The sequence below is a fragment of the Thioalkalivibrio paradoxus ARh 1 genome, from assembly GCF_000227685.2.
Classification (GTDB): domain Bacteria; phylum Pseudomonadota; class Gammaproteobacteria; order Ectothiorhodospirales; family Ectothiorhodospiraceae; genus Thioalkalivibrio; species Thioalkalivibrio paradoxus.
Window position 1 is genome coordinate 408,230 of sequence record NZ_CP007029.1, and the last position, 18,851, is coordinate 427,080.

The window sequence follows — 18,851 nt, forward strand, 5'->3', positions numbered from 1 at the left end:
TGAAGGGACGGACGGCAAAGACACTCCGCTCCGGGGTTGCACCGGCCGCCACTTGGCCTACGGCATCGGCCGAGGACTGGAGGGGGGGCAGAAAATCGGCTTGCCACGGCAATCAGCATTCCAACCTGATGCATGTGTGGCCATGCCAGCACATCGCCAACTATCCCGGAGTGACCGTCGAGAAGAAGACCGGACGCATCGATCGTCACGAACTGCGCATCGAGCTGGTCGATCTGCCCGGCACCTACAGCCTGAGCGCGTTCTCGCCGGAAGAGCAAGTGGTCAGCCAGTTCCTGATTCAGGAATCGCCACAGGCCGTGATCAATGTTCTGGACGCGACCCAACTGCGGCGCGGCCTGATGCTGACGCTGCAGCTCCTGGAGATGGGCCTGCCGCTGATCGCGGTACTCAACATGAGCTGTTCCCGTTCATCCGGCCCGGGGACGCCGATCGCGATGTCCGGAGCATCCAGCGCGCGCTGCGCCAGCTCGACCAGGAACGGCGCACACTGCGGCTGGAGATGCAGGAGACGCGCATCGTCAACAGCCTGCTCGGCCGGGTGGGGCGCGCGCTCGAGCCGGTCACCCAGGCGGCCGGCTTCGACTGGAAGATCAACGTCGCGCTCCTCAGTTCCTTCGCCGCAAGGGAGAGCTCGGTCGCGACGCTGGGTGTGCTGTTCCAGCAGGAGGAAGGCGGCGCCCAGACCCTGGAACAGCGCATGGGCGAAGCGATGAGCCACGAGCACGCCGCGCTCGTCGCACTGTCGCTGATCGTGTTCTTCGCGATCTACCCGCCCTGCCTCGCCACCGCGATCATGGTCCGGATCCAGACCGCGTCGACCGGGTGGATGCTGTTTTCGATCGTATTTCCGACCATCCTCGGCCTGCTGCTCGCCAGCGCCGTGTACACGGCCGGGGTACGCTATCAGGTCGATGCGCTGACGATGATGGCCGGGTTCTGGACCACCGCGCTCGTGCTGCTGCTGATCATCGGACTCTGGCCGCGCCGCCGGTCCACTCCCCCGCCACGACTGGCGGAAGACACCGGAGGTGCCTGACCCATGAGCGATCCGCTGGCTCCGCAGGCCTCCGGCCTGTCCCTCACCGACCTGCTTCTGGTCGGCGCTGTAGTCCTCGTCGCGGTGATGTATCTCTACCGCAAACTCTGGCCGCGCGCCGGGAAACCGACCTGTGCGAGTTGCCCCAGCGAACGTCGCTGCCCCAAGGCAGAAGCGCACTCCGAAGATTCAGAACGCGACCATCGGTAAGGCCGCCCGGCCCCGCATCCGGCCCATATGGAAAGCTTTGGGCGATTGCCGTGGGCTGTACCGGTGTAACCTTTCGAGGAGGCGCAGGGCCATGCCCCGGAATGAGGCGATCCCCGCGCGTTCAGGCCGTTTGAGCAGGCCGGATTTCGTCCAGCGCAGCCTGGGCCAAGTGCATCGCATCCCACAGGTCCACCGCCTGTTGAAGGTTGAGCCAGAATTCGGGCTCGGTCCGCGTGAACTTCGCGAAGCGGAGCGCGGTATCGGGGGTCACGGCGCGCTTACCCCTGACAATCTCGTTCATGCGCGGAACGGAAATGTGAAGGCGAGCCGCCGCGTCCTTCTGTGTGATCCCGAGTGGAAGCAGGAAATCTTCCAGAAAGACCTCGCCCGGGGGGGTCGGACGACGATTCTTCGGCAGACGGCGCATGGTGTGGATCCTCCGGCGTTCTTCTGCACCCTTTGGGTCAGTGGTAGTCGACGATCTCGACATCTTCCGCCCCGGCCTCGGTCCAGCGAAAGCACACGCGGTACTGGTCGTTGATCCGGATCGAGTGCTGTCCGGATCGATTGCCCTTCAGTTTCTCCAGGCGCAGGCCGGGAAGCGACAGGGACTGCAGGGACACGGCGGAGTTCAGGCGGTCCAAGACCTTGGCACCACGGGCCTGAAGGTTCGCTGGCAGGGTTCGCCGCGCCGCATTCGAGTCCACGCCATCGAAAATATCCTCGGTACCCTTGCCGCGGAAAGAAACGATCACGCGTCTACCTCGGCATAGGACGGTCGTTATTTATGCTTCACGGAAAGCATAATACCACAGCCACGGCTTCGCCAAGCGCAACGTGGTTGTCCCGGAGAAGGTGAATCCACCTCGCCTGATCTGCAGCGCCTCAGGCCGGCCGCTTTCGGAAACGTTGCGGCTGCCGCCGAACAAGGCCGCAGTGCCCGCTCCGGGTCGGCAAGAGTCCCCGACATCCGCTCGTACCAGTAGGTAGGTCCAGATGGACGGAGGCGCCCCGGCAATGGGTGTTGGCGATTGTCCTCGGCAGGCCGAGGAAGCCGCTCGAGCAGAGGTATTGCAGTGACCCAGCCCGGGACACTGAGAGGCCCGTACCCGATTGTCGTCTGAGCCCCGGCACGACCGGGCTTTCGCGTTCGAGTGGCTGGTACGGCACCGAAGCGCCCGGTTCCCGGTTCTCGCTCGCGCTTTGGACGTGCAGCCGAAGCCCGAGGGCCCGCACAGCCTTCATGATCATGGTGAACTCAGGGTTTCCCTCGCTGCCTTGTGTAGTCCCTTGCGAGCCATGCCGGTGTCCCGGGCCATTTGGGTCATACCGCGGGCTCGAGCAATGTCGCCGAGCGCGGTCCGGATCAGGCTCCCGTCCCCGGGATCTTCGGCGAAGCACGCATCGAGATAGAGCGCCATGTCCTCGTCCGTGTGGAGGTGGTTCACTGCGTCCCAGCGCTTCAGCGTCACGTTGTCGCGCCGAGCTTTGCTTCGGCGTGACAACGATCACCGATAGCCGCGCAGGGTGTTGTAGCGCTCGACCTGTTCCGGGCTGAGCACGGCCATCATCTCAAGATGGGAGAGAAGGTGGGTGGCGCGTAGTTGGCCCCGCAGTTCCGCCGCCTCCATCGAGGCCTTCAGCACCGAGTCCGGCGTGGCCTCCTGTTCCCGGAACAGGCGATCCAGCGCCTCCTCGGCGTCCACGAGTTTCTCGCCGAGCCGTCCCGCTTCCTGCTGCATCTCGGCAAAAAGCTGCCGGGTCCGTTGCTCCTGCTCGGGAGTCAGCTCCAGTTCGCGCGCCAGCTCGAGCGTATGCAGCGGCCCCGGATACCCGTTCAATTCCGCAGCCAGTGCCATGGCCATGCCGCGTCCGGCGCGCAGATCCTTGATCTCCTGCTCGGAGAGGGCCTTGATGCTTCGCTCCTCCAAGCCGGCGTAAGGCGCATGCGCGCCTGCGCCATGAGCGTGCCCATGACCGAGCTGCTGGTGCCCATGATGCGGCTGATGGTGATCGCCATGAGGCGGCTGCGCGAAGGCTGGGATGGCGATTGGCAACAGCAGCACAAACAGAAGTTTCATGGGTCACTCCGTGGGTCGACTTGGCAGACAAGTGGTTCGTGATTGTACAGAGCAACACGGTCTGAGCATGGGACGAACGAGGTTGACTTTCTCTTTCGAATGCTGCCTTGACGCTCACCAACGGCAAATGGGGGTGTCCGCTCGAGCCTCGACTGGAGGCTCTGAACCAGCGAGAGCGACTAGCCACTCTGGGGCGAACGCTGACCGGCCCAGAGCGGGCCGCGGATCGGCAGCCGGGTGTTGCGGACCGGGCATGTTCTGCTGGATTGCAGCATCAGCCCGCCAGAACACGGCCCAGGCCTTTCGGGGCTCGAATCCGGTATCCAGCCAGCCAGAAGCCTTTTTGCTGGAGGAGACCATGCGATTTGTGTCGACACCCTGCTCTTTCGAGGCCGACGGCCTCGTTCCTTCGCTGGGCGCGACGCTGCGGGCCGTTCGATGGGGAGTGGGCCGGTAGCGGTGCCTGCGGTCCAGACTCGCAGAAGGCTATCCTCCGGTTGCCTGCGCCAGCGCGGTGCGTGGTGGCATCAGAGTTTCAAGCTGCGGGGCGTCGGGCGAATCCAGTGCCTGGAGAACCGGCAGGGCCTGGCGGATCAGGAACTCGATTCCCTCTGGCGTCAATGCGGAGGCTTCCCAGGGTCTGAGTAGCCGAGCTGCGAACAGGGCGTGGCCCGAGACCTGGATCCAGAGGCCCGACGCCCCATGTTTGGCAACGGCCGCTTCTGCCCCGCGTGATCCGACCCGTCGATGTGCATGACCCATCCCGGTGGCACACGGTGGTGCCGCAGAACGCCCTGATGGGCCACGTTGAAGAATCCCTCGAAGTATTGCCCTTCCTCGCCAAGCGAGGATGTGTTGATCGTGGGGCCGGCGGCTGCGCCGATTCGCAGATCCGCGCCGGTGGCGACCGGGACGAGGCGCCCGCCTGGGCGTGAGCGCCAGCCCGCGGGTACGACCCCTGCGTGGCGGGCTAGCCGCGGGATCTCGCTGCAACGTGCTGGTGGGCGGCCCTTCGGCTTCTGGGCGGCAGTGTCCAGGCGCCGAGTCGGGTCTGAGGCAGCGGGTGTTGTGCTACCAAGCCGTCCACGTCCACCGGGGGCGGGGGCGGTGCCAAGGCCGTCTCGGGAGCATGGGTCTTGAAGTTGGCTGGGAGCAGGGATTCCATCACCAGTTGCCAGACCTGCCCCGCGTGACGATCTCCTGGCGCGGGACCCGTGATGGTCAGAAACGCCGTCCCCGACTCGGCCATCAGCTGCAGGCTGATCCGCCGCCGGGCACCCGCCGCGCGGCTGACCGCGCGTGCCTCCGCCAGCCGATCGAGCTCGATCCGGACCGAGCTGCCGGGGGCCTCGAGTTTCAGGCTCTGCGCGCTCCAATCCTTGCAGTAAGGCGCCCCGCCTATGGGACGTGCAGCCAGCCGCGTTCCGGGTTCAGGTCCGTGCAGACCGATCGCCTGCATCGGGCGGCAGGACCCGTCCAGCTGAAGGTATCGGGCTGCGACGCGTGGACGCGTTCAGTCGGCCGCGAAGTTCACGACCGTGGTGACCTGCGCCTCGACCACCGCGTTCTGCGGCTGCTGGAAGTCGAGTTCGTCTACGGCCAGGCGTTCATCTTCATCCACCGCATCCGGATCGGGCAGGCGTTCGTCGTCGGCCCGGCAGGTAAAGGCCACCGTGTAGTCTCCCGGAGGGAGGAACGCGACTGCGTAGGAACCCTCGCCGCCGCCGGCGGCGTCGAACATCACCGCGGAGGTCGCGAATGGCGCCGCCGTCGGCACCGTCTCGTCGGCGTTGATGTCCCCCGGAACCTGGTTCCAGCCCTCGTATACGTAGACTGCATTGCCGGTCGTCGGATCGTTGTCGCTGCACAGACCGCTGCGGCCGTCCAGTAGCGGCAGGGCCACCGTGCCCGCGATGCGGCCGGTGTTCTGCACGGCTTCTACCCGGAAGGCCGGACGCAGGAAGTAGCACCCGTCCCGGAAGGCGGGTGGCTGGTGCAGTGCCTGGCGCAGGTCGAAATCGATCACGATGGCGGCGAAGCCGTCCACCGGGACACGAAACGGACTGGCCAGCTTGACCCCGGTGTCCGCGCCGCTCGGAATGAACAGTGGTACCAGCGCCTGGGTGTCCCGCACGATCACGTGCGACCCTTCCAGCGGATCCTGCCCGATGCACTCGCCTGGCGTGCCTGCGGGTGCCTCGAGCACGAGGCGGGCATGCTCGTACACGCCGGCCGGGACGCGCTCGTCCTCGAACAGCGGGAATGTCGCCCCGTGCTGGTAATCGAGCAGGTTGAACTCCAGTGCGCCTCCGGACTCGTCGCGGACGTCTACGCTCACCCAGTCGGTTTCGCCTGCGCCCTCCAGGCGCAGTTGCAGTGCGATCACGCGGAGGTTCACGGCCTCCATGTCATCGACGGCCGCGTCAGTGATGCTTGCGCTGAGGAGCCCGGTGTCGCCCCCGGAACTTCCACCTCCGCCGCAGCCGGCCAGTTGAAACATCGCGATACCGGCAAGTGCCAGGACCGGAAACAGGTTCAGGTTTTTCATCCGATCGATCCTCCTGCACACGGGCCGGGTGGCCGCGCTTGTATGGCTTTCAGGGTAGCGCCGGGACTCCGCCGGAAGACTCGATCGCTTCACAAAACCGCTATCATCGGAATAGCGGCGCTTGTGCAGGAGGGCAACCGCAGACGGGCGCACGCACTGCGGGGAACTCAACAGTGCCGGATTCCGCCGGCACTGGCCCGGTGCCCCGCGGCGTTCGATTGACGGTTGGCATGGAGCCGCCCGGGGGGTGGGCGCGGGAACGGGGACAGTCCCCAAACCTTATTGGTTCGGCGCGGTGATCGGCCTGATCGGCTTCCTGATGTTCAGCTTTGTAATCACGCGCGACATGCTGGTCCGGCGCGCGTTCGGTGACAGCCTGCTCCATCTCGAGTCCAGCCCGCTGCGCCCCGGGGGGATCTGCAGGGCAGGGTCCGCACCGGGCTCCCAAGCCGCGTGTTGCCCCAGGAACCCTTCCGGGTCTGGCTGCGCTGCGTTGCGACCACAGTGAGCCGTTCAGGGAACCGGTCGAGGCGGACCACCCGGACTCTCTGGGAGGCGACCGACCGTAGAATCGGACAGGTCGGCAACGGCGCGATCGAGGTGACGCTCAGCTTCGCGCTTTTAGTCGGTCAGCCCCCGACCACGCTCGCCGATGCCTTCCCCCGCGTGCACTGGGAACTCTTTCTGCTCTTGCCTCGCAAGGGACTGAACTACCGCGCGACCTTCCACGTCCCGGTGCTGGCCGAGAACACTTTGCTGCCGGAGTGACCCGGACGGATGCGGGAAAGCGGCTTTGGGTCGCGGGTCCTTGGCGAGCGAGGCGTTATCGCACCGAGCGCACGTCCGCAAGCGAGGTCGTCAGCGTCCGCGGAGCTGTTGTGCAACCGGGAACGGCGTGGCGGAGGACCGGCGCAGTTCGTCGAGTTCGCGGGCGAGGCGCGGGATCGACACCTTTTCGCGGGTGCCGAGTTCCTGCGCGAACACCGAGACCCGCAGTTCCTCGACGCGGTAGCGGAAGCGCAGCACGGTTGGATCCTCCGGGTGGGCGGCGAGCAGGCGCTTGGCTTCGTCCCACATCGGTTCGATGTCGACCCGCAGGCGCCGGTCCTTGTCCGGGGTATGTTCCAGCCGCTCTAGCCGGCGCGCGATGGCCTGCAGGTAGCGTGGCAGCTCGGGCAGGGTTTCGGGCGGGGTGGCGAGCAGGAAATCCGCGGGGACGAGGTGCGCGAGCTGGTCGCGGATGTCGCGCGCCGCCTCAATCCAGGACAGTGGCAGGTCGCCGTCGAGCCGGCGGCGCAGGTCGTGCCAGTCTGCGAGGATCCGCGCCGAGAGCTGCGCGAGTTCCATGGTGGTCGCGCTCAGCCGGGGCTGGCCCGCCTCGAGCCGCTCGCGAAACGCCTCGGCGTCGCGCGGCCACGGGGGCTCGGCCAGGAACACCCGATCGGCCGCGGCGGCCAGGATCTGCTCGCGCAAGGCCTCGCAGCTTCCGAGTGCCGCGTAGTGCAGGCAGGCGCGCTGAATGTCGGGCAACTGCCGGCGCAGGTCGCGCACGATCCGATGCGACCCGAGCAGGAACAGCCGGCGCAGTCCGCCGCGGTGCAGCCGGCGGGCGTTGTCGGGGTCCGATTCCAGGCGCAGCGACACGCTGTCGCCGGCATCGATCAGCGCTGGGTAGGCGCGCAGCTGTGCGCCCTGGTGTTCGAACTCGACGAACTCCGGCAATGGCCCGAAATCCCAGTTGGTGATGCCGTCGCGGGCGATGTCGTCCGGCCGCGTGGCGTCGAAATGGGCCCCAGCGCTGTCGCCGAGGCCGCGCTTCAGCGCCGGCAGGTCGCGGCCGCTGGCGGCTTCGGCGCCGTCGGGTTCGAGTATGCGAAAGCGCATCTGCAGGTGCGGTTCCACTTGTTCCGGACGCCAGGCTTCAGCGGGCACGCGGGTGCCGGTGATCGCTTCCAGCGCTTCGGTGAGCGCGGGCAGCAGCGGCCCCTCTGCAGCGGGCATGCGCTCGAGCGCGGCGCGCGCGAATTCCGGGGCTGGAACGAAATTGCGGCGCAGTCCCTTCGGCAGGCTGCGTAACAGCCCGGTCACGCGTTCTTCCAGCAGTCCCGGCACCAGCCAGTCCCCGAGCCAGTCGGGCAGACCGTTCAGCGCTGCGATCGGCACCGTCGCGGTCACGCCGTCGTCCGGCTGGCCGGGCTCGAAGCGGTAGCTCAGCGGCAGGCGGATGCCCTGGATCTCGAGCGCATCGGGATAGGCGCCCTGGGGCAACGCGGCCCCGGGCTCGTTCATCAGTTCCGCGGGCTCGATGCGCAGGACGTCCGGGTCTGTCCGTTCGGCCCGGCGGCACCACGCCTCGAAGCCGGGACCGTCGACGATTTCGGGGGGCAGGCGGGCGTCGTAGAACGCGCGCAGGCGATCTTCCTCGGCGAGCAGGTCGCGCCGGCGTCCGCGTGCCTCCAGTTCGGCAATCTCGGCGACCGCGGCCCGGTTCGTGGCGAGTCCGCGCGAGCGCGAGCGCAGCTGGCCCTCGACCAGCCCGTGCTGGATGAACAGCCGCCGGGCCTCCTGCGGATCGTGGCGGGCGAGGTTAACCGGTGCGCGGGGCGCGACCACCAGCCCGTACAGCGTGATCCGGTCCCAGGCGCCGATGCGCCCGTCGCGCGCCTGGAAATGCGGCTCGTGGACGTGGTGCTTCAGCAGATGCGGGCCGACCTCCAGGATCCAGTCGGGACGGATCGACGCGGCCTCGCGGGCATAGACGCGGGTGGTTTCGGCGATCTCGGCGGCCATGATCCAGTCCGGGCGCTTCTTCGCGAGCCCCGACCCGGGGTGGATCTGGAAATGCCGGTTGCGGGTGCCGAGGTAGTCGCCGCGCTCGGTCTTGCGGCCGACATGCCCCAGCAGGCCCGCGAGCAGCGCCTTGTGCAGGGGCTCCGGGTCGGCCGCTTGTTCATTGCGGTGCAGATCGAGTTGGCGCGCGAGCGTCGCAAGCTGGGCGCGCAGTTCCTGCCATTCCCGCATTCGCAGGTAGGACAGGAAGTGTTCCCGGCACCAGCGTTTCAGCGCACTGCTGCCGAGCTCCTCGCGGGTACGGTGCCAGGCGTTCCAGAGCTGCACGATGGTCAGGAAATCGGAGCCCTCGACGCGAAAGGCGCGTTGTGCCTCGTCGGCGGCCTGAGCGTGCTCGGCCGGACGCTCGCGCGGATCCTGAAGCGCCAGAAAGCTCGCGATGGTCAGCGTCTCGGTCAGCACACCGCGCTCGCCGCCGGCGAGCAGCATCGCCGCGAAGCGCGGATCGACCGGAAAATGCGCGAGCCGGCGCCCGTGCGCGGTGATGCGGCCCTTGCCATCGACCGCGTGCAGTTCCTCGAGCAGTCGGTAGCCGTCGCGGATCAGCCGCGGGTCGGGCGGGTCGACGAACGGGAAGTGCCGGGGATCGCCCAGCCCCAGCGCCGCCATCTGCAGGATCACCGCGGCCAGGTTCGAGCGCAGGATCTCCGGGTCCGAGTGTTCGGGCCGCAGCGCGTAGTCCTCGTCGCTGAACAGTCGGTAGCAGATGCCGGGGCCCAGGCGTCCGCAGCGGCCGGCGCGCTGGTTGCAGGAATCCTGTGCGACCGGCTCGAGGCTCAGCCGCTGTACCCGCGAGCGCCAGGAATAGCGCGAGATCCGCGCCAGCCCGGTGTCGATCACGAAGCGGATGCCGGGCACCGTCAGCGCGGTTTCCGCGACGTTGGTCGCGAGCACGATGCGCCGGCCGGGGTGTGGCCGGAACACCCGGCTCTGTTCCGCCGCCGAGAGCCGGGCGTACAGCGGCAGGATCTCGGTATGCGCCGGCTGTTCGCGGCGCAGGCGCAGCGCCGCGTCGCGGATTTCACGCTCGCCGGGCAGGAACACCAGGATGTCGCCAGGGCCTTCGCGGCAGCACTCGGCGACTGCGTCGGCGATGCCGTCGAACAGGTCGCGTTCGGGGAGGCTGCCGGTGGCGGGTTCCCCGGAGGGGTCGTCGTCGGGTGCCTGCAGCGGGCGGTAGCGAACCTCGACCGGCCAGGCGCGGCCCGGGACTTCCAGGATCGGCGCGTCGCCGAAGAAAGCGGCCAGCCGTTCCGGATCCAGCGTCGCCGAGGTGATGATCAGGCGCAGATCCGGCCGGCGCGGCAGCAGCCTTTTCAGATAGCCCAGCAGGAAGTCGATGTTCAGGCTGCGTTCGTGGGCTTCGTCGATGACCAGCGTGTCGTAGCCGAGCAGGTCGGGGTCCTGGCGCAGTTCCGCGAGCAGGATTCCGTCGGTCATCAGCTTGATGTGGGTGTCGGGGCCCGTTTGATCATTGAAGCGCACCTTGTACCCGACCGCGGCGCCGACCTCCGACCCGAGTTCCTCGGCGATGCGCGCCGCCACCGATCGGGCGGCGATCCTGCGCGGCTGGGTGTGCCCGATCCGTCCCCGGCGGCCGCGCCCCGCATCCAGGCAGAGCTTCGGCAGCTGCGTGGTCTTTCCGGATCCGGTCTCGCCGCACAGCACCGTGACCGCGTGGTTCCGGATCGTCGCGACGATGCGCTCGCGCGCGGCATGGATGGGCAGGTCGTCCGCGTAGCGGGGCTCGGGCAGCGTTGCGCGGAACGCCTCCGCCCGCAGCAGAGCTTCGTCGAGGTAACGCGCGGCCTGCGCGAGCAGGCGGTCCGCCGGTTGCTCGCGCGCGAGGCGTCGTGTGGCGCGGTCCAGCAGCGTGCGCAGCGCGGCCTCGTCGCGGCGAAGAAGGTCCGGGATCCGCGCTTCCAGCTCCCGGACCGGCGCAGGCGGCGCCGGAGTGGTCATCAGCCGGAGGCGGGCAGGCGCAGGGCCTCGATATTCTCGCGCCGCAGTCGCTCCAGGGTGCGGTTGACCTGGGCGTCGCTGTCGAACGGTCCCAGGTACACCCGGTGGAACGTCTGCCCGTTTACTTGGACCTCGCGGATGTTCGCCTGCAGCCCCATCATCGCCAGCCGCGCTTTCATCTCGTCGGCCTGCGCGTACCGCCGGAACGAGCCGGTCTGCAAGAGCACGCGGCCCTGGGGTTCGGGGCGGCTTTCCGGGGTCGGAGCCGGTTCAGGGGTGGCGGCCCGGGGAGTCGCGGGCGCCGGCGGAGGCGGTACCCGTACCTCGTCCTGGGGCAGCAGCTCGTAGAACTGGAAGCGGGTGCGATCCTGCGGGATGGGCTCGGGCCTCGGTTCCTGGGCCGGGGGCGCCGGAGCGGCCGTCTCCCCGTGCGTGAGCCAGCCGGGATCCTGCCCCATCCGGTCCGCCCCCTGCAGGTAGAACACCGCCGCGACGGCCAGACCGACCAGCATGCCCGCGAGCAGCCAGACCCATCCGGGAATCGGACGGCTGCCGTGTTGCGGGGCCGGCCTGCGCCGGACCTTGCGTGCCTGGGCCATGTTGAAATCCTAACCGATCTTGAGTTTGCCGGCGCGGCCGTTCAGCGGTCCCGCAGCGCCGGAAAGCGGGTGGCGCGCAAGCGCTGCGATCTGTGGGCTACATGCTCTCGGGAGCACGGACACCGAGCAGGCCCAGACCGTTCGCAAGCACCTGCCGGATGCCGCCGATCAGCGCCAGCCGTGCCCCGATCAGTTCCGGATCCTCGGCATTCATGAACGGCACCGCGTTGTAATAGGCGTGGAAGCCGGCGGCGAGGTCGCGAAGGTACTGGGCCAGCTGGTGCGGTTCGTGCGCGAGCGCCGCGGTCGCCACGAGTTCGGGAAAGCGGTCCAGCCGGGTCAGCAGGTCCGTCTCCGGGTCCAGCGTCAGGCGGGACACTTCGGGGCCGTTCGCCGCGGCGGCGGACAGCCCGCGCTCGGCCGCCTGGCGCTGCACGCTGGCGATGCGCGCATGGGCGTACTGGATGTAGTACATCGGGTTGTCGTTGGACTGGGTCTTCGCCAGTTCCAGGTCGAAATCCAGGTGCTGTTCGCAGCGGCGCTGCACGTAGAAATAGCGTGCCGCATCGGAGCCCACCTCGTCTCGCAGTTCCCGCAGCGTCACGAAACTGCCGGAACGCGTCGACATCTGCACGCGTTCGGTGCCGCGATACAGGATCGCGAACTGGACCAGCAGCACGTCCAGACGCGCGTCGTCGAGGCCCAGCGCGCGCAGCGCGGCCCGCACGCGGGCAACGTAGCCGTGATGGTCTGCGCCCCAGACGTTGATGATGCGGTCGAAGCCGCGCTCGAACTTGTCCCGGTGGTAGGCGATGTCGGAAGCGAAATAGGTGTAGTCGCCGTTCTCGCGGCGCACCACGCGGTCCTTGTCGTCGCCGTACTCGGTGGAGCGGAACCACAGCGCGCCGTTGTCCTCGTAGAGCGCTCCGCGTTCCTGCAGCAGCGCGACCGCGGCGTCGATCGCTCCGGAATCCGCAAGACTGTGTTCGGAGAACCAGTTCTGATAGTGCACCCCGAACGCGCCGAGGTCGTCGCGGATGTCGTCGAGGATCGCGTTCAGACCATGGTCGAAGAACTGCCGGTACAGCGTCGGACCCAACAGTTCCCGGGCGCGATCGACCACGGCATCGATGTAGGCCTCCTTGTCGCCCCCATCGGGTTCGTCCGCCGGCAGATCTCGCAGCACCGCGTCGGCAGGATGCACGCCGGCATCCTTCAGCAGCACCGCGAGGTCGTCGGCGATCGCGTTGACGTATTCGCCCCGGTAGCCGTTGGCCGGAAACGGCAGCTCCACGCCGCGTTTCTGGAGGTAGCGCAGCCACACGCTTGCCGCCAGGATGTTCATCTGCCGCCCGGCGTCGTTCACGTAGTACTCGCGTGTCACGTCGAAACCGCAGAACGCGAGCAGATCGGCGACCGTCGCGCCGTAGGCCGCGCCGCGACCGTGACCCACGTGCAGCGGGCCGGTCGGGTTGGCCGACACGAACTCCACCTGCACGCGCTGCCCCTGACCGACGTTCGATCGGCCGTAATCGGCGCCGCCATCGGCGATGGCCGCGAGGACCGCGAAGCGCGCGTCGTCAGCGAGCCGGAAGTTGATGAACCCGGGGCCGGCGACCTCGACTGCGGCCAGCCCTGCCACATCGGGCAGTGCCGCCGCGATGCGTTCGGCGATCTCGCGCGGCTTGCGGCGGGCGGGCCGCGCCAGTTGCATCGCAAGGTTGGTTGCGAAATCGCCGTGCTCGCGCTCGCGGGCGCGGGTCAATTGCACCTCGACGCCGTGGTCCGGGGGGAGGGTGCCTTCCTGCACCAGCTGTGCGAGCGCCGTCTCCAGCGCCTGGACGAGCGTTTGTTTCAAGGCCGTGATAACCGGTAGTTGGAGACAGCCCGCTATTGTAACCGCAAGCGCCGGTCGAGTGGGCACGGCCACCGCAGGCAACAGGGTTCCCGAATAATCCCGCCTTTCGGAACACCAGGTTAACGTGAAAGAACCCGCGGCGCGCGTCCGGGGTGACCTGTAGGGCGGAAAAGCGCAGCGTCATCCGCCATACGGCGCTCGCAGTGCCCAGGCGCCCGCGGCAATCCGGGCGCCAGCTGGCGGATGACGGCCTTCGGCCTTTTCCGCCCTACGCCTCTTTCATCATCGGGGGTGGCTGCGTGCGCCATGAGAGTTAATCTCGAGATCTCAGGCGAGGGTGATCGGGTCGACGTCGATGCTGATGCGCAGGCTGCGCGGGGGCGGGTGCGCTTCCCAATGGCGCCGGGTCTCGCCAAGGGTGTGATGCAAGGTTGCCCGGCGGCTGCTCGCCAGCAGGATCTGCTCGCGATACCGGCGGTTCACCCGGTGCCGTGGCGCCGGCGCCGGCCCCAGCACGCGCACCTCGCGGGCGTGACGGCGCAGCTGGCGCACCATGTCCTCGGCCTGGCGCTGGGTTGCCTCGGGGCCCGGCCCGTCGATCCGGATCAGCGCCAGATATCCGTACGGCGGCATTCCCGCCTGGTGCCGTTCGTCGAGCAGCGGGTCGACCATGGCCGCGTAGTCCCCGCCCCGCAGTGCGCGCATCAGCGGGTGTTCCGGGTGCCCGGTCTGGATCAATACCTCGCCTGGATCCCCAGCCCGGCCCGCGCGACCGGCTGCCTGCAGCACGAGTTGCAGGGTCTGCTCGGCGGCGCGCAGATCCGCACTGAACAGGCCCTGGTCGACGTCGATGATGCCCACCAGCCCGACTCGGGGGAAGTCGTGGCCCTTGGCCAGGATCTGGGTGCCGACGACGATCCCAGCCTCCATCCCGCGGATCGCTTCGAGGCTCTGTTCCAGCGCGCCGCGCCGCCGGATGCTGTCGCGGTCCAGGCGGATCAGCGGTGTGTCCGGAAAATGCCGGGACAGGGCGCGTTCGAGGCGCTGGGTTCCAACTCCAAGGTGGCGCAGCGCCTGCCCGCACTGCGGGCAGGCGTCGCTCAGCGGCTGGATGTATCCGCAGAGGTGGCAGACCGAACGCCGGATCGCGGCATGGACGGTCAGATGCGCGTCGCAGCGCGGACAATCCGCCACCCAGCCGCAGTGGTCGCAGCTCAGTACCCGGGCGAAGCCCCGCCGATTGAGCAGCATGAAGCACTGGCGCCCCTGTGCCAGCGTGCCGCGCATCGCGTCGAGCATCGGGGTGCTGAGACCTTCGTCGGTCGGGTGGACCCGGGTATCCAGGCAGTGCACCGCCGGCGGCTGGGAGCCGTCCGGGCGCGTGCCGAGGCGCAGGTGGCGGTAGCGTCCGCTGCGAGCCTTCTCCAGCGTCTCCAGCGTCGGTGTGGCCGACCCCAGCACCACCGGCACCGATTCGAGGTGCCCGCGCAGGATGGCGAGATCGCGGGCATGGTAGTGCAGGCCGTCCTGTTGCTTGTAGGCGGGGTCGTGCTCCTCGTCGACGATGATCAACCCCAGCCGCGGGAGCGGGGTGAACAGCGCCGAGCGGGTGCCGAGCAGCAGGGGGCGTTCGCCGCGCCGGGCGTCGTCCCAGGCGCGCAGGCGGTCGTTCACGGCCAGTCCCGAATGCAGCGCCGCGACCTGGCCCGGAAAGCGGCGGCTGACGCGCTGGATCAGCTGCGGCGTCAACGCGATCTCGGGAATCAGGATCAGGACCTGCCCGCCCTGGTCGAGGGTCTGCGCGGCGGCCTCCAGGTAAACCTCGGTCTTGCCGCTGCCGGTCACGCCGTCGAGCAGCAATACCCCTGGCTGGCCGCTTGCACCGACGATCTCCGCGAGGGCATCGCGTTGTTCCGGGGTCAGGGGGAACGCCGGCCCGCCGCCCGAGGGTTCGGTGGTCGCCACGGTGGCGGGTTCGGTCCCCAGCAGTCCGCGGTCGGCCATCCGCTCGAGTTCCGCCCGGCGCAATCCTAGTCCGGTGAGGTCGTTCAGCGCCTCGCGGGTCAGCGGCGCCCGGGCCTCGCGCAACGCGTCGATCGTCGCCTGCTGGCGCGGACCGATGCGCCGGGGCGGGTCCGCGTCGATATCGGCACGCCAAAGGGGTTCGGGAACGCGCGGGCCGGGCAGGGGGGCGCCCCGCCGGAGTGCGGGCGGCAGTGCGTTGAGCACGACCTCGCCCAGCGGATGGTGATAGTAGCGGGCGGTGAAGCGCAGCAGTTCCAGCAACGGTGCGGTCAGCACGGGATCCGGATCGATCAGCGCGCCGACCGTCCGGATCCGGGAGGTCGCGACCGCCGGAGTCGCCACCGATTCCATCACGACCCCGACCGTGTCGCTGCGCCCGAACGGCAGGCGGACCCGCTGTCCCGGGAGCAGCCGAAGCTCCGGCGGACAGCGGTAGTCGAACAGCCGGTCGAGTGGGCGGTCGATCGCGACCCGAACGAAGGTTTCCTGCGGCATGGGTGCCAGTCTACGGGATCGCGCTGGCAGGCGAGTTATCCACGAAACCTGTGGATAACTTTGTGGAAAGATTTGGGGTAGTGGTCAGGAACCCAGGCCTGGCAAGGGTGTATGTCAATTTGGTTAAAAAATGCCCAGAATCCTCGAATTGTTCAAAAACAATAACTTGAGGTTTCTTCGTTCGAGTCGTTCAGAGGAGTGCGCGCTATCCGTACCGGCCGGACCCGGAGCGCCGGGCTTGTGCATAACCCCGGTGCCCCAAAAAACGCAAGGCCCGGGACATGCCCGGGCCCTGAGCCGACAGCGGGGTGTGTTCCCCGGTTCAGCCGATCTCCTTGATCGCGCTGATCAGTTCCGATGCGACCTTCTGGCCGTCCCCGTACAGCATGCGCGTGTTGTCGGCGTAGAACAGGTGGTTTTCGATGCCCGAGAATCCCGCGCCTCGTCCCCGCTTGACCACGATCACGTTCTTGGTCTGGTCGGCGTTCAGGATCGGCATTCCGTAGATCGGGCTGTCCGGATCGGTTCGCGCGATCGGGTTCACCACGTCGTTCGCACCGATGACGATCGCGACGTCGGCGGTCTTGAACTCGTTGTTGATCTCGTCGAGGTCGTAGATGATGTCGTAAGGAACGCCGGCTTCGGCCAGCAGCACGTTCATGTGGCCGGGCATGCGGCCCGCGACCGGGTGGATCGCGAATTTCACCGCGACCCCGCGCTCGATCAGCAGCTGCGTCAGTTCCCAGATCTTGTGCTGGGCCTGCGCCACCGCCATGCCGTAGCCGGGCACGATGATCACCTTGCTGGCGAAGGCCATCATGATCCCGGCGTCGGGGGCTTCGATCGGCTTCAGGCTGCCGGTCACCGCCTCGGCTTCGCCGGTCCCGCCGCCGAACTGCTTGAACAGCACGTTCGTCAGCTTACGGTTCATCGCCTTCGCCATCAGCTGGGTCAGCAGCGTGCCGGCGGCGCCGACCACGACCCCGGCGATCATCAGCGCCGGGTTGTCGAGCACGAAGCCCTTGAAGCCGACCGCGAGGCCCGTCAGCGCGTTGTACAGCGAAATCACCACCGGCATGTCGGCGCCGCCGATCGGCAGCGTCATCATCACGCCGAAGGCGAGCGCGAGCACGAAGAACAGCAGCAGCACGAAGCCGTTCACGTCGCCGCCGCTGAACGCCAGCGACAGGCCCAGCAGTACGGTGATCGCGAACACCGCCAGGTTCACCCACTGCTGTGCCGGGAAGTGCACGGTCTTGTCCATCAGCCCCTGCAGCTTCGCGAACGCGACCATCGAGCCGGAGAACGCAACCGAGCCGATCAGCGAGCCGAGCACCGCGATGCCGAGCACCACGTCGGAGGCGCCGGGTTCGGCCTGCAGCAGGTAGATCGCGCCGATGCCGGCGGCGGCACCGCCGCCCATGCCGTTGTACAGCGCGATCATCTGCGGCATGTCGGTCATCGCGACCTTCTTGCCGCTCCACCAGGCCAGGCCACCGCCGATCGCGATCCCGAGGATGATCAGCAGATAGTTGACCGTACCGTCGAGTTCCGGATGGGCGAAGGTGACCACGGTCGCGATGACCATGCCGACCCCGGCCCAGACGATGCCGCGCCGCGCGGTGGTCGGCGACGACATCTGCTTCAGGCCGACGATGAACAGAATCGCCGCAACGAAGTAGGCGATGTTGATGACGGTGACGACCAGGCCCATTACTTGTCTCCCTTGCTGGTCTTGAACATCTCCAGCATGCGTTCGGTCACCACATAGCCGCCGACCGCGTTACCGGCGGCGAGAATCACCGCCACGAAGCCGATCAGCTGCTCCAGCGGGGTGGCCGCGTGTCCCAGGGCCACCATCGTGCCGACGAGCACGATGCCGTGGATGAAGTTGGAACCCGACATCAGCGGCGTATGCAGGATCACGGGCACCTTGGAGATCACCTCGTAGCCGGTGAAGGCCGCGAGCATGAAGATGTACAACGCGACAAAACCCTCGATCATGATGCGTCTCCCTGGATCGCTTCGCGGGTGGGGGCGTGGACGATCTCGCCGTCCCGGGTCAGGCAGCTGCTGGCGATGACCTCGTCGTCCCAGTCCGGTTTGAACTCGCCGTCCTGAAGCATCGGGCTCAGGAAATTGAGCACGTTCTTCGCGTACATTTCAGATGCATGCAGCGCGACCTGCGAGGCGATGTTCAGCGGTCCGTGGATGATCACGTCGCCGTGTTCGATGGTCTCGCCGGGCCGGGTCAGCTCGCAGTTGCCGCCGCCCTCGGCGGCCAGATCGACGATGACCGCGCCGGCCTTCATTCCCTCGACCATCGACGCCGGGATCAATTTCGGCGCCGGGCGTCCCGGGATGGCGGCGGTGGTGATCAGCACGTCGGCCTTTGCGATGAAACCGGCCAGCGCCTGTTGCTGCTGCTGTTTCTCGTCGTCGGTCAATTCCCGCGCGTAGCCGCCTTCACCCTCGGCCTTCACGCCCAGGTCCAGGAACTTGGCGCCCAGCGATTCGACCTGCTCCTTGGTCGCGGAGCGCACGTCGTAGGCTTCGACCATCGCGCCCAGCCGCCGCGCGGTCGCGATCGCCTGCAGGCCCGCGACCCCGGCGCCGATCACGACCACCTTCGAGGGGCGGATCGTGCCGGCGGCGGTGGTGAGCATCGGGAAGAAGCGGCAGGACAGGTCGGCCCCCATCAGCGCGGCCTTGTAGCCGGCCACGGCCGCCTGGGAGGACAGCGCGTCCATGCTCTGCGCGCGCGAGATGCGCGGGATCAGTTCCATCGCGAAGCTGAGGATCTTCCGCTTCTGTAGCGTGGCGACCAGCTCCGGGCTGCGATGGGCGTGGAAGAAGCCGACCAGGGTCGAACCCTCGGGCAGCTTTTCCACCTCGGCGACGGTGGGCGGGGCGACGCGCACCATGATATCGGCCTGCGCGTACACGGCCTCTGCGTCCAGCAGTTCCACTGCGGAATACGCGGCATCCGGGAAGCGCGCAGCCAGGCCCGCATCCCGTTCGATCTGCACCGACACACCCATCTGCCCGAGGCGCCCGGCCACCGTCGGATCCAGGGCCACTCGGCGTTCCCCGCTTGCAGTTTCCTTCGGCACCGACAATCTGACTGGCATGCGCTCTCTCCCCGGGCCCATGTTGTTGCGGGCCG

General features: G+C 68.0%; 16 protein-coding genes and 1 pseudogene. 4 read left to right on the forward strand and 13 right to left on the reverse strand.

All coding sequences use genetic code 11. From position 1 onward, the window contains the following. Positions 1–128 precede the first annotated feature (128 nt). From THITH_RS19630 to THITH_RS01860, 3 genes and pseudogenes are all read left to right on the forward strand, one after another. Positions 129–359, forward strand: a pseudogene (locus THITH_RS19630) (FeoB small GTPase domain-containing protein); the annotation flags it as partial. 161 nt (positions 360–520) lie between these two features. Beyond that, the gene (locus THITH_RS18910; protein ID WP_006746212.1) at positions 521–1,057 is read left to right on the forward strand and encodes a nucleoside recognition domain-containing protein; all 537 of its coding nucleotides are present in this window, start codon (positions 521–523) and stop codon (positions 1,055–1,057) included. Between the two features lie 3 nt (positions 1,058–1,060). Then, positions 1,061–1,267, forward strand: a complete 207-nt coding sequence (locus THITH_RS01860; RefSeq protein ID WP_006746211.1) for a hypothetical protein — start codon at positions 1,061–1,063, stop codon at positions 1,265–1,267. 121 nt (positions 1,268–1,388) lie between these two features. Here THITH_RS01860 and THITH_RS01865 read toward each other — a convergent pair whose 3' ends face one another. The 6 genes from THITH_RS01865 to THITH_RS01890 all read right to left on the reverse strand — a co-directional run bounded on the left by THITH_RS01865 (position 1,389) and on the right by THITH_RS01890 (position 5,896). Then, entirely contained in the window at positions 1,389–1,694 is a 306-nt protein-coding gene (locus THITH_RS01865; protein ID WP_006746210.1) for a HigA family addiction module antitoxin, read from the reverse strand. Between the two features lie 37 nt (positions 1,695–1,731). Beyond that, positions 1,732–2,022: a type II toxin-antitoxin system RelE/ParE family toxin gene (locus THITH_RS01870; protein WP_006746209.1), complete on the reverse strand. Its 291-nt coding sequence runs from the start codon at positions 2,020–2,022 to the stop codon at positions 1,732–1,734. Positions 2,023–2,514: 492 nt separating this feature from the next. Next, the gene (locus THITH_RS01875) at positions 2,515–2,739 is read right to left on the reverse strand and encodes an addiction module antidote protein (RefSeq protein WP_006746208.1); all 225 of its coding nucleotides are present in this window, start codon (positions 2,737–2,739) and stop codon (positions 2,515–2,517) included. A gap of 36 nt (positions 2,740–2,775) precedes the next feature. Then, positions 2,776–3,348, reverse strand: a complete 573-nt coding sequence (locus THITH_RS01880; protein ID WP_006746207.1) for a Spy/CpxP family protein refolding chaperone — start codon at positions 3,346–3,348, stop codon at positions 2,776–2,778. Between the two features lie 970 nt (positions 3,349–4,318). Beyond that, entirely contained in the window at positions 4,319–4,807 is a 489-nt protein-coding gene (locus THITH_RS18640) for a hypothetical protein (protein WP_006746206.1), read from the reverse strand. Between the two features lie 54 nt (positions 4,808–4,861). Then, positions 4,862–5,896, reverse strand: coding sequence for a DUF4382 domain-containing protein (locus tag THITH_RS01890; RefSeq protein WP_006746205.1), 1,035 nt, complete (start codon positions 5,894–5,896; stop codon positions 4,862–4,864). Positions 5,897–6,352: 456 nt separating this feature from the next. On the opposite strand from THITH_RS01890, the gene THITH_RS01895 reads away from it, so the two are divergent. Further along, positions 6,353–6,664, forward strand: coding sequence for a hypothetical protein (locus tag THITH_RS01895; RefSeq protein WP_156925477.1), 312 nt, complete (start codon positions 6,353–6,355; stop codon positions 6,662–6,664). Positions 6,665–6,754: 90 nt separating this feature from the next. On the opposite strand, the gene hrpA is transcribed toward THITH_RS01895, so the two are convergent. The 7 genes from hrpA to THITH_RS01930 all read right to left on the reverse strand — a co-directional run bounded on the left by hrpA (position 6,755) and on the right by THITH_RS01930 (position 18,816). Continuing rightward, positions 6,755–10,708, reverse strand: a complete 3,954-nt coding sequence (hrpA, locus tag THITH_RS01900; protein WP_006746203.1) for an ATP-dependent RNA helicase HrpA — start codon at positions 10,706–10,708, stop codon at positions 6,755–6,757. Continuing rightward, positions 10,708–11,307, reverse strand: coding sequence for an SPOR domain-containing protein (locus THITH_RS01905; protein WP_006746202.1), 600 nt, complete (start codon positions 11,305–11,307; stop codon positions 10,708–10,710). Before THITH_RS01905 ends, hrpA begins: the two co-directional genes overlap by 1 nt. 97 nt (positions 11,308–11,404) lie before the next feature. After that, positions 11,405–13,165: an arginine--tRNA ligase gene (argS, locus tag THITH_RS01910; RefSeq protein WP_006746201.1), complete on the reverse strand. Its 1,761-nt coding sequence runs from the start codon at positions 13,163–13,165 to the stop codon at positions 11,405–11,407. A 327-nt stretch (positions 13,166–13,492) separates the two neighbouring features. Next, positions 13,493–15,685 (reverse strand): primosomal protein N', encoded by a 2,193-nt coding sequence (locus tag THITH_RS01915; protein ID WP_006746200.1) that lies wholly within the window; start codon positions 15,683–15,685, stop codon positions 13,493–13,495. A 322-nt stretch (positions 15,686–16,007) separates the two neighbouring features. Next, complete coding sequence (locus THITH_RS01920; protein ID WP_006746199.1) at positions 16,008–17,399, reverse strand: NAD(P)(+) transhydrogenase (Re/Si-specific) subunit beta; 1,392 nt, start codon at positions 17,397–17,399, stop codon at positions 16,008–16,010. Continuing rightward, positions 17,399–17,692, reverse strand: coding sequence for an NAD(P) transhydrogenase subunit alpha (locus THITH_RS01925; protein ID WP_025367196.1), 294 nt, complete (start codon positions 17,690–17,692; stop codon positions 17,399–17,401). Before THITH_RS01925 ends, THITH_RS01920 begins: the two co-directional genes overlap by 1 nt. Further along, complete coding sequence (locus tag THITH_RS01930; protein ID WP_025367197.1) at positions 17,686–18,816, reverse strand: Re/Si-specific NAD(P)(+) transhydrogenase subunit alpha; 1,131 nt, start codon at positions 18,814–18,816, stop codon at positions 17,686–17,688. Before THITH_RS01930 ends, THITH_RS01925 begins: the two co-directional genes overlap by 7 nt. Positions 18,817–18,851 lie beyond the last annotated feature (35 nt).

Bases quoted from the DNA above. Each gene is read 5' to 3' on its own strand.
- THITH_RS18910 (WP_006746212.1), top strand. From the start codon at position 521: ATGCAGGAGACGCGCATCGTCAACAGCCTGCTCGGCCGGGTGGGGCGC.
- THITH_RS01860 (WP_006746211.1), top strand. From the start codon at position 1,061: ATGAGCGATCCGCTGGCTCCGCAGGCCTCCGGCCTGTCCCTCACCGAC.
- THITH_RS01865 (WP_006746210.1), bottom strand. From the start codon at position 1,694: ATGCGCCGTCTGCCGAAGAATCGTCGTCCGACCCCCCCGGGCGAGGTC.
- THITH_RS01880 (WP_006746207.1), bottom strand. From the start codon at position 3,348: ATGAAACTTCTGTTTGTGCTGCTGTTGCCAATCGCCATCCCAGCCTTC.
- THITH_RS18640 (WP_006746206.1), bottom strand. From the start codon at position 4,807: ATGCAGGCGATCGGTCTGCACGGACCTGAACCCGGAACGCGGCTGGCT.
- THITH_RS01890 (WP_006746205.1), bottom strand. From the start codon at position 5,896: ATGAAAAACCTGAACCTGTTTCCGGTCCTGGCACTTGCCGGTATCGCG.
- hrpA (WP_006746203.1), bottom strand. From the start codon at position 10,708: ATGACCACTCCGGCGCCGCCTGCGCCGGTCCGGGAGCTGGAAGCGCGG.
- THITH_RS01905 (WP_006746202.1), bottom strand. From the start codon at position 11,307: ATGGCCCAGGCACGCAAGGTCCGGCGCAGGCCGGCCCCGCAACACGGC.
- THITH_RS01915 (WP_006746200.1), bottom strand. From the start codon at position 15,685: ATGCCGCAGGAAACCTTCGTTCGGGTCGCGATCGACCGCCCACTCGAC.
- THITH_RS01920 (WP_006746199.1), bottom strand. From the start codon at position 17,399: ATGGGCCTGGTCGTCACCGTCATCAACATCGCCTACTTCGTTGCGGCG.
- THITH_RS01930 (WP_025367197.1), bottom strand. From the start codon at position 18,816: ATGCCAGTCAGATTGTCGGTGCCGAAGGAAACTGCAAGCGGGGAACGC.